We start from the raw sequence: 9,674 nt of genomic DNA, 5'->3' as shown, positions 1-9,674 counted from the left end.
CACACCGTGGCTCATCTCGTGGCCCGCGACGTCCAGCGAGACCAGCGGGCGGCTGTTGCCCGAGCCGTCGCCGTAGGTCATCTGCGCGCCGTCCCAGAACGCGTTGACGTACGCGTTGCCGTAGTGGACCCGGCTGGGCACGCCCGAGCCGTTGCCGAAGATGCCGTTGCGGCCGTGCACGTTCTTGAAGTAGTCGAACGTCTTGGCCGCGCCGAAGTGCGCGTCCACACCGGCGGACTGCCGGTTGGAGTTGGCCCCGGTGCCCCACGCGTTGTCCGCGTCGGTGAACGTCGTACAGGTCGACGTGCCGTTGTTCATGTCACAGGTGCGGCCGTTGCCGCGAACCGGGTCGATCATCTGGTACGTCGAGCCCGACAGCGTCGTGTCGATGCTGACGTTGCCCGAGTAGATGCCGTTGCCGGTGCCGGTGACCGTCTCGATCTCGTCGAACGAGCCGATGAGCGCGCCGGTCTGCGCGTCGGTGATGACGTGCAGCTTGGACGGGGTCTGGCCGTCGGCCAGCCAGCCGTGCAGCGTGGTCTCCCAGGCCAGGCGGCCCTGACCGGTGCTGGCGTCGACGAACAGCTCCGAGCCCCGCTCGGCGGTGATGGTGCCGGCGAAGTTGGCCTTGGCCGTCTCCAGCGCCTTCGCCGCGGTGACCTTCGGGGTGGTCGCCACGGTGATGGGCGCGATCAGGCCGTTGGACACGCCGGCGTAGGCGCCGCCGGCCTTGGTGTGCACCACGAAGTCACCGCCGTACACGCGCAGACCCTGGTAGGTGCGGGTGTACTTGGTGTGGGTGGCGCCGTTGGCGTCCTTGCGGACGCGGTCGACGGCGTAGCCGTCCGACGCCGACGAGCGGATGTCCGCCGCGTTCGCGCCGACGGCCGCGGCACGTTCCGCCGCGGCCGTGTCGGGCGCTGCCGCGCCCGAGGTTGCTGACACTGCCACGAACGCGACCGCGGTGACGGCCACGCCGGCAGTGGCGAGGATCTTCCTCACGAGTCCTCCCCGACTCTCCACAAAGTTCTCGTGGCGGTAGCCACGAGTTCCCTATGGATACCCTGTTACCCCCTTACATAGAAAGACTTGAGTATGCAGATTCATCTGTGACATACTCGCGCGCGATTCCGCGATGGCCGTCACACATTCTGACCATCCGGTCACTCAGGGATGTGCTGTGTACCGATGCGCTTGCGGAAGACCCAGTAAGTCCAGCCCTGGTAGAGCACCACGATCGGCGCGAACACCAGAGCCACCCAAGACATGATCTTCAGGGTGTACGCCGACGACGCCGCGTTCAGCACGGTGAGGCTGTTGACGGCCGGCTCGACGGTCGACGGCAGCACGTACGGGTGCAGCCCGGCGAACAGCGACGCCACGGCCAGCGCCACCGCCGCCGCGGTGCCCGCGAACGCCCAGCCCTCCCGGCGGCCCTCGCCGTCACGCGCCGGCACCCGGTTCGCGACCAACCCGCCGATCAGGCACAGCGCCGCGAGCGCCGACAGCACCACGGCCGCCGTGCCGCTCCGGTGCGCCAGCGTCAACCCGAGGAACAGCACCGCCAGCGCGGCCGCCCCGAGCCCGGCCCGGCCCGCCAGCGCGTTCGCCCGCCGCCGGATGTCGCCGCTGGTCTTCAGCGCGATGAAGATCGCCCCGTGGGTGAGGAACAGCGCCACCATCGTCGCCCCGCCCAGCAGCGCGTACGGGTTCAGCAGGTCGAGCACGCCGCCCACGTGGTTGTGGCCGCTGTCGAGCGGCACGCCGCGCACCACGTTGGCGAAAACGACGCCCCACACGAACGCCGGCACCGCCGAGCCGAACACGATGCACCAATCCCAGCGCCGCCGCCAGGCCGCCTCGGGCCGCTTACCGCGGAAGTCGAAGGCGACCCCGCGCAGGATCAGCGCCAGCAGGATCAGCAGCAGCGGCAGGTAGAAGCCGGAGAACAGGGTGGCGTACCACTCCGGGAACGCGGCGAACATCGCCCCGCCCGCGGTGATCAGCCACACCTCGTTGCCGTCCCACAGCGGGCCGATGGTGTTGATGACGACCCGGCGCTCGCGGTCGTCGCGGCCGAGCACGGGCACCAGCATGCCCACGCCGAAGTCGAAGCCCTCCAGCACGAAGTAGCCGACGAACAGTCCCGCGATCAGCAGAAACCACAGGGTGGTCAGTTCCATGGCGCACCTCTCCTAGTACGCGAAGGCCAGCGGGCGGTCCTCGTCGGACTCGGCCGGGGGCGGCGGGGTGACGTCGGGCAGCCCGGCGCGGGCGTACTTGAGCAGCAGCCGTACCTCGATGAAGGCCAGCACGCCGTACACCAGGGTGAAGACGGCCAACGACGTGATCAGCTCGCCCGCGCCGACGTTGGGCGAGTTCGCGGCGGCCGTCTTCAGCTCGCCGAACACCACCCACGGCTGGCGGCCCATCTCGGTGAAGATCCAGCCGGTGGAGTTCGCCGCCAGCGGCAGCAGCGGCAGCAGGGGGAGCCCGCGCACCAGCCACCGGTTCGTCGGCGCGCGCCCGCGGCGGATCGACCACAGCGCCCACAGCGCCAGCAGCGCCGCCGCCGCGCCCAGGCCGATCATGAAGCGGAACGTCCAGTAGGTCAGCGGGATGTTCGGCGAGTAGTCGCCTTCGCCGTACTTCTGCTCGTACTCGGCCTGCAGGTCGTTGATCCCCTCGACCCGGCCGTCGAAGCTGCCGGTGCCGAGGAAGGACAGCAGGCCGGGGATCTCCACCGACCAGACGGGCCGGCTGCCGTCGAGCGTGCCGACGGTGAACACCGAGAACGGGGCGGGCTGCTCGGATTCGTAGAGCGCCTCGGCGGCCGCCATCTTCATCGGCTGCACCTCGGTCATGATCTTGCCCTGGATGTCGCCGGTGAGCAGCATCGCGCCCATCGCGACCAGGGTGGTCCACGCGCCGATCTTCACGGCGCTGCGGTACGTGCCGGTGTCCTGTCCCGGGCGGCGCACCAGGTGCCAGACCGCGACCGCGGTGACCAGGCCGCCCGCGACCAGTAAGCAGCCGGCCACGGTGTGCGGCACGGTGATCAGCGCGACCTTGTTGGTCAGCACGGCGACGATGTCGGTCAGCTCGGCGCGGCCGGTGTCCGGGTTGATGCGGTAGCCCACCGGGTTCTGCATCCACGAGTTCGCGGCCAGGATGAAGTACGCGCTGAGCACCGTGCCGACCGCGACGACCCAGATGCATGCCGCATGGATCTTCTTCGGCAACCGGTCCCAGCCGAAGATCCACAGCCCGAGGAACGTGGATTCGAGGAAGAAGGCGACCAGCGCCTCCATGGCCAGCGGCGCGCCGAACACGTCGCCGACGAAGCGCGAGTACTCGCTCCAGTTCATGCCGAACTGGAATTCCTGCACGATGCCCGTGACGAGGCCCATCGCGAAATTGATCAGGAAGAGCTTGCCGTAGAACTTGGTGAGCTTCAGCCACTTCTCGTTGCCGGTGCGCACCCAGGCCGTCTCGAAGGCGGCCACCATGAACACCAGACCGATGGTGAGCGGCACGAAAAGGAAGTGGTAGACGGTGGTGACACCGAACTGCCAGCGGGCCAGATCCGTCACGTCCATGCCGGGACTCCTGCCTGTGCGAGGCTACTGGCAGCAGAGTGCTCCCTGAATATGAGCTGAATGACGGGGTATCCCCCGGGTGCGAGCTGAGTCACGCCCGTACGTCACTGTCCGGCTTCGGGGCCGTTCCCGAAGACATTTCGAAACGTCTATGAGAATGCCGGTCCCGGCTGAATCCTGAGGTTCTGGAAGCGCTCCCACACTCGCTCCCAGGAAAGGGATTCCCGTGTATCTCTCAGCCAGGCGCCCACCGCCCGGAAAGCGTGCCGCACATCTCACCGCGGCCGCCGCCACGGCGCTGACCGGGGCCGTCACGCTCGCCTCCGGCCTGCTGCCCGGCCAGCCGGCACACCCCGCCCACGCCGCCACCGTCGAGTCCGTCATCACCGTGTACGCCGACCGTGCCGGCGGCCCGCTGAAGAAGGCCGGACTGGGCACCCTGTTCGGCGTCGCGGCCACCCCGGACACCCCCGCCGACCTGGCCGCCGGCACGCAGCGTTATCTCAGCCAGCACCAGAGCGCCCAGGGCGACGCGTCCTACCCGACCTCGACCGAGGCCGTGGCCGGCAAGATGCGCGCCGCGGGCATGAAGATGATCGGCCGCTACAACGACCTCATGGACGGCTGGCCCTACCAGTGGAAGGGCACCGCCGACTGGTACGCCAAGGTGGACAGCGCCACCCGCGGCATCCAGGCCTACAAGGACGTGCTGCTGGCCGTGGCCCCGTTCAACGAGCCGGACAACAAGCTGCAGGGCGGCTTCGCCCAGGACACGAGCGTGCCCGGCGCGACGTACGACCAGAAGTTCTTCTGGCTGTGGACGCAGACCTTCCGGCGCATCCGGGCCATCGAGCCCACCGTGCCGATCATGGGCCCGAACTTCGAGCACTACCGCGGCTGGGAACCCGCGCTGCAGGAGCGCATGCGCGGCTTCCTGGCCAACGCGGTCGCCACCGGCACCGTGCCGAACATGATCGGCTGGCACAGCCTCGGCCCGAGCCCCGGCGACGTGCCGGAGAGCCTGTCGCGCTACTACCGGCCGCTGGAGAACCAGCTCGGCGTGCCCGGCCGCCCGCTGCCCGTGGTCATCGAGGAGTACGGCCCCGGCAACGGCGAGTTCGAGGGCGTGCCCGGTGCCATGGTCAAGCACTGGGCCGAGTTCGAGCGCTACGGCGTCGACCACGCGGCCATGGCCATCTACACCAACCCCGGCCTGCTCGGGAACACGCTGCGCCGCACCGCTTCCGGCACGCTCGCGCCGAACGCGGGCTGGTTCATGATGAACTGGTACAAGACGCTGCGCGGCGACCGGCTCGACGTCAGCCGCTGGGACACCCGCCGCTACCAGGCCAGCGACGGCGTCGCGAGCTGGGACGCGGCCGCGCGCACGGTGACCCTGCTGGCCGGCGGCGAGGACGGCGACGTCGACGTGGTGGTGACCGGCCTGGCCGCCCGCGGCCTGACCGGGCAGGTGCGGGTCCGCCTGGAGGCCGTGTACTGGGACAAGGAGCCCACCGACACCGACTCGCGCACCGAACGCGGCGGCGACCCGCTGACCGGGCCGTACAGCCAGTTCGACAAGACGATGACGGTCGACGCGGCGGGCCGCCTCACGGTCCCGATCCGCACCATGCGCCGGCACGACGGCTACCGCGTCCAGATCTCCCCCGCCGCCCCGCCCACGGCGTACCCCGGCAAGTACGAGGCCGAGACCGCGTCCCGGCAGCACGTGGTGGTGCACGGCGGCACGGACGGCCGGGCCCTGGCCTCCGGCGACGCGTACGTCGGCGGCCTCGACTTCGCCGACAGCGCGGTCACCTTCGCCGTCGACGTGCCGACAACCGGCATGTACCTGATGCGGGTCCGCTACGCCAACGGCACCGGCGCGGCGGCGAGCCACGCCGTCACTGTCAACGGCACCGCGCAGGGCACGGTCGACTACCCCGCCACCGACGGCTGGGCGAACTCCGCCCTGTCCACCGCGAACAAGCGGGTCGTGCTGGCGGCGGGCCGCAACGAGATCCGGTTCGGCCGCGGCGCCGGGTACGCCGAGCTGGACTTCATCGACGTGCGCCCCGACACCCACCGGTACGAGGCGGAGCTGGCCGCGGTCACCGCCGCCCGGATCACGCACTACGGCTACAACGAGTTCCCGGACCTGGTCGGCGGCATCGACCTGGCCGAGTCCGCGGTCGAGTTCACCGTCGACGCCCCGGTCGCCGGGTCGTACCGGCTGACCGTCGGCTACGGCAACGGCCTGCCCGGCACGGCCACCCACCGGGTGCTGGTCGACGGCGTCGAACGGGCCACGGTGTCCTACCCGAGCACCGGGGCGTGGCTGACCGGGCCGCGTCAGGACCAGGTGCTGCGCCGCGCCGAGGTCACCGTGCCGCTGCCCGCGGGCCGGCACCGGGTGCGCCTGGCCAAGGGCGACGGCTACGCGGAGCTGGACTGGCTCACCGTCACTCCGCGCCCCGCCTGACGCCCCGGCGGGCGGCGCCTGCGTCCGTGCCGGGGCAGGCAGGGCCCCGGCACGGTTCACCCGCAGGTAGCGGCCGGGTGGCGGCCGATCACCGCCACCCGGCCCCGGGGTCAGCAGAGGCCGCCGCACCCGCCCGTGCCGGGCACCGTCGGCGGCACTCGGTCCATCGGGTCCGGCAGGTCGGGACGGCTCTCCGGCAGCGGCATGGCGGCCAGCCGGGTCGGCTCGACCAGCAGGAACACGTCCCCGGCGGTGTCGTCCACCAGCATGATCGTGCTCGGGTCGCGTACGTCGTCGGGCGTCCCGTCGGTGCCGGGCGCGTGCCAGCCCTGGACCACGTCGACCGCCGCGCCGCGCAGCCGCAGCACGCCGTCGACCATCTCCTCGGTGACCATGCCGCTGTACGCCTCATCGGGGTTGACGTAACCGCCGTCCTCCTCGGGGTACTCCGTCTCGCCCGAGTAGCTGTCCTCGGGGCCGTCGAGGTCGTCGCGGGAAGTCCCCTCGTCCGTCGACTCCTTCTCCCCGTCCGGCTGATAGCGCTCCCCGCGCATCTCGCGGACCGCCGCCGCGCCGTCCACCCGGGTGTCGTCGAACCCGTTCCAGTTGCTGTTGGTCTGGCCCTTCTCGTCGCTGTAGACGATCTGCACGTGGTGGCCGGTCCGGGTCACCTGCTCGGTCGAGCCGTCGCGGTAGCGGTTGACCGTGTCACCGTCGCCGAGCTTCTCGGCGCCGATCCAGCCGCCGTGCGCGAAGTGGGTGTTCGACGTACCCGCGCTGACCAGGCTCGCGTCGAAGCGGCCCAGCTTGACCCCGGCCGGCAGGCCGGGCTTGGCCGTCAGCCCGTCCAGGCCGAGCGAGAAGCCGTCGCGCTCCAGCGAGATCCCGAACTTGTCGAGCTGCTCCGCGGAGACGCCCAGGCGGGTGAGCGTGTCGGCGCGCCCGTGCAGCGGGAACGCGCCCAGCGGGTCCACGCCCAGCTTCTCGCGGGCGGTGATGATCTCGGCGGGGAACAGCACGAAGCCGCCCACGCCGTACTCGAACGTCGGCAGCGCCCGGCCCGCGGCCAGCTCCGCCACGTGCCGCAGCGGCGGCCTGCTCGCCGGGTCGTGCGGGTCGGTGCCTGCGGCGACCTCGTCGGCGTCGCACACGCCGTCGCGGTCGGAGTCGTACGCCCGCCAGGCCACGTAACAGCCGGTCGGGTCGCACAGGCGCAGCACCCGCCGCTCGCGGTTCGGCTCCTCGGCCGCCGCCGCGGGCACACCGCCGCCGAGGACGAGCACTCCGGACAGGACGGTCGCCATAGCGATACTGATAATTCCTCGAGGCATGCGGCGACGGTCGCACCGGCCCCTCCGGCAGGCCGCCCGCTGTCGGCATCCCGCCACTCGCACCCCCTCGTCACCTGGGGATTTCCCTGGTGCCACCCCACTACTCTGTCCGCGTGCTCCCCGATGTCGATGCCGATCAGCTCCTTGCCGCCGCCCGGCGCGCCGGCGAGCCGGTGGCCGCCGCCCGGCTGATCGCCGAGGCGTTCTTCAACATGTCCCGCACCGCGGACGCGACCACCCTGCGGCCGCTGGCCGACCGGCTCGCCGCGCTGCGGTCCGACCCGGCCCGGCCGCAGACCGAGGTGCTGTTCCACACCGTCGCCGGGGTCGTCGGCGTACGCACCCGGAAACCGCACGCCACCCGGCACCTGGAGACGGCGCTGCGGCTCATCGAGACGCACCGCCTGCACGCCGACCCGCTCCACCTGGAATGCGCGGTCATCTGCACGCTGTCGATGATGCGTCCGGAGGACACCCGGCCGCGCTACGCCCACCTCATGGCCCAGGCCGACACCGAACCCGCCCGCCAGGCCAGGCTCGCGTCCATGCTCGCGCTCGGCGACGCCTGGAGCGGCGACCTGCTGCGCGGCCGGGCCGGGCTGCACGAGGCGCGTCGGCTGGCCCGCGCGGCGGGACGGCTCGACATCGAGGCCGAGGCCGTCTCGTGGCTGGTCAAGATCGAAGCGATGTGCGGGGACCTGACCGCCTCGGCCGCCTGCCTGGCGCAGGCCCGCGACCTCGCGGCGCGCGCCGGGTCGAGCTGGGTCGCGGCGCACATCGCCGAGTGCGCGGCCGCGCTGCACCTGGCCGCGGGCGACGCCGACGCCTGGCTGGGCGTGCTGGAGTACCTGGTCGGCACCGTGGTCGGGGCCAACTCCGGCCTCATCTTCGAGCACCGCTGGGAACTCGCCACCCACTACGCCCTGCACGGCCGCCCCGAGGCCGCCGCCGCGCTGCTGGCCGGGATGCCCGACCCGCCGCTCGGCTGGCCCGGCGCACCGGCGCTGCCCGCCTGGCGCTCGTGGATCGCCCAGCCGGCCGACCCGGCCGCGATGGCCCGCTTCGAGGCGTCCCTGGCCGGGCTGAACCGGCCGGTGGAGCGGCTCTCCCGGCCCCGGATGGCGTGGCTGCTCGGCGCCCAGCACGCCCGGCTCGGCCGCCGCGCCGACGCGGTCCGCCTGCTGGAGGTCGCCTGCACCGGGTACGCCGCGATCGGCGCGGCCGGCCTACTCGCCCGCGTCATGGCCGACCTGCAGCGCGTCGGCGCCACGGGCGGTGTGCCCCGCATCCCCGCACCCCGCTCCGCCGAGTCCCGGCCCACCACACCGGCTCCGCCCGACGGGCCGCAGCTGACCGAGGCCGAGACCAGGGTCGCCCAAGCCGTCGCGGGCGGGCTCAGCAACCGGGAGGTCGCGGAGTTGCTGAGCGTCTCGGCCAAGACGGTCGAGTTCCACCTCGGCAACATCTTCCGCAAACTCGGCGTACGTAACCGCACCGAACTCGCCTCGGCCACCCTGACCCTCCGATCTTGACGGTTTCCGGTCGTCCCGGTGACCACAGGCCGTCAAGAATCCGACGTGCTCGGGTCCGGTGCGAGCAGCGCGTCGGCGAGGGTGCGCGCGAGCCAGTCGTGGCAGTCGGCGAGGCTCCAGCCGCACCCCTCGACGAGCCGCTCGAACAGCTCGATCGACGTGAGGACGTAGATCTGGTCGGCGGCTCGATCGACGGCCAGGCCGGGACGTAACGCGCCGACCTGCGCCAGGTGCTCGGCCGGCCCTCGGCTGCCGGTCCGGCGCTGCTGCTCGGTCTCGGCCATCAGGTCGGTCAGCCCGCCACCAGACGCCGCGGAGCGCAGCACCCGGTGCACCGGGCCGATCCGCGCGTAGATGTCCACTGCCATCTCTGCGAACAGGAACAACTTCCGGACCGGGTCGGGCTCGGCGATGATCGCATGCACCTGGGGCCGTTCGGCCTGCGGAACGAGTTGTCCGTCGCCCGCGAGCGTCACGTCGTAGACCAGCTTGGCGAGCCCAGGTTTGCCGCCGGGGCAGGACGTGTAAAGCGTCTGCACGGCCACCCCCGCGGCCTGTGCCACGTCGGCCATGGTGGTCGCGGCGTAACCGCGGTCCAGCATCAGGGTGCGCGCGGCGTCGGCGATCCGCTGCCGGGTGGCCTGGGCGTTCTCCTGCCGCAGCTCGCTGCGGTAGCGCCGCCGGGTGTGCTCGGTCATCGCCGTCATCATGCCAGACGATTGACTGGAAC

The 9,674-nt window shown here is 71.8% G+C and carries 7 protein-coding genes; 2 read left to right on the top strand and 5 right to left on the bottom strand.

The genetic code is table 11. The annotated features are described in order from the left end of the window. The 3 genes from Cco03nite_RS30275 to Cco03nite_RS30265 all read right to left on the bottom strand — a co-directional run. On the bottom strand, positions 1 to 1,002 hold a 1,002-nt coding region (locus Cco03nite_RS30275; RefSeq protein ID WP_239167783.1), incomplete at its 3' end, for a M4 family metallopeptidase. 161 nt (positions 1,003 to 1,163) lie between these two features. Next, positions 1,164 to 2,183, bottom strand: a complete 1,020-nt coding sequence (gene cydB / locus Cco03nite_RS30270) for a cytochrome d ubiquinol oxidase subunit II (protein WP_203696280.1) — start codon at positions 2,181 to 2,183, stop codon at positions 1,164 to 1,166. Between the two features lie 12 nt (positions 2,184 to 2,195). Continuing rightward, the gene (locus Cco03nite_RS30265; protein WP_203696278.1) at positions 2,196 to 3,599 is read right to left on the bottom strand and encodes a cytochrome ubiquinol oxidase subunit I; all 1,404 of its coding nucleotides are present in this window, start codon (positions 3,597 to 3,599) and stop codon (positions 2,196 to 2,198) included. Positions 3,600 to 3,825: 226 nt separating this feature from the next. Between Cco03nite_RS30265 and Cco03nite_RS30260 the strand changes: the two genes are divergently transcribed. Beyond that, the gene (locus Cco03nite_RS30260; RefSeq protein ID WP_203696276.1) at positions 3,826 to 6,081 is read left to right on the top strand and encodes a CBM35 domain-containing protein; all 2,256 of its coding nucleotides are present in this window, start codon (positions 3,826 to 3,828) and stop codon (positions 6,079 to 6,081) included. Positions 6,082 to 6,191: 110 nt separating this feature from the next. On the opposite strand, the gene Cco03nite_RS30255 is transcribed toward Cco03nite_RS30260, so the two are convergent. Continuing rightward, entirely contained in the window at positions 6,192 to 7,385 is a 1,194-nt protein-coding gene (locus Cco03nite_RS30255; RefSeq protein WP_203696274.1) for a thrombospondin type 3 repeat-containing protein, read from the bottom strand. A 140-nt stretch (positions 7,386 to 7,525) separates the two neighbouring features. Between Cco03nite_RS30255 and Cco03nite_RS30250 the strand changes: the two genes are divergently transcribed. Then, positions 7,526 to 8,944: a helix-turn-helix domain-containing protein gene (locus Cco03nite_RS30250; RefSeq protein ID WP_203696272.1), complete on the top strand. Its 1,419-nt coding sequence runs from the start codon at positions 7,526 to 7,528 to the stop codon at positions 8,942 to 8,944. A 32-nt stretch (positions 8,945 to 8,976) separates the two neighbouring features. Here the strand turns inward: Cco03nite_RS30250 and Cco03nite_RS30245 are convergent, their stop codons facing one another. Then, positions 8,977 to 9,642: a TetR/AcrR family transcriptional regulator gene (locus Cco03nite_RS30245; RefSeq protein ID WP_203696271.1), complete on the bottom strand. Its 666-nt coding sequence runs from the start codon at positions 9,640 to 9,642 to the stop codon at positions 8,977 to 8,979. Positions 9,643 to 9,674 lie beyond the last annotated feature (32 nt).

Origin of the sequence: Catellatospora coxensis, from assembly GCF_016862635.1 — a bacterium.
Classification (GTDB): domain Bacteria; phylum Actinomycetota; class Actinomycetes; order Mycobacteriales; family Micromonosporaceae; genus Catellatospora; species Catellatospora coxensis.
Note: the sequence above shows the minus strand (reverse complement) of the source record. Positions and strands in the feature narration are given on the sequence as shown.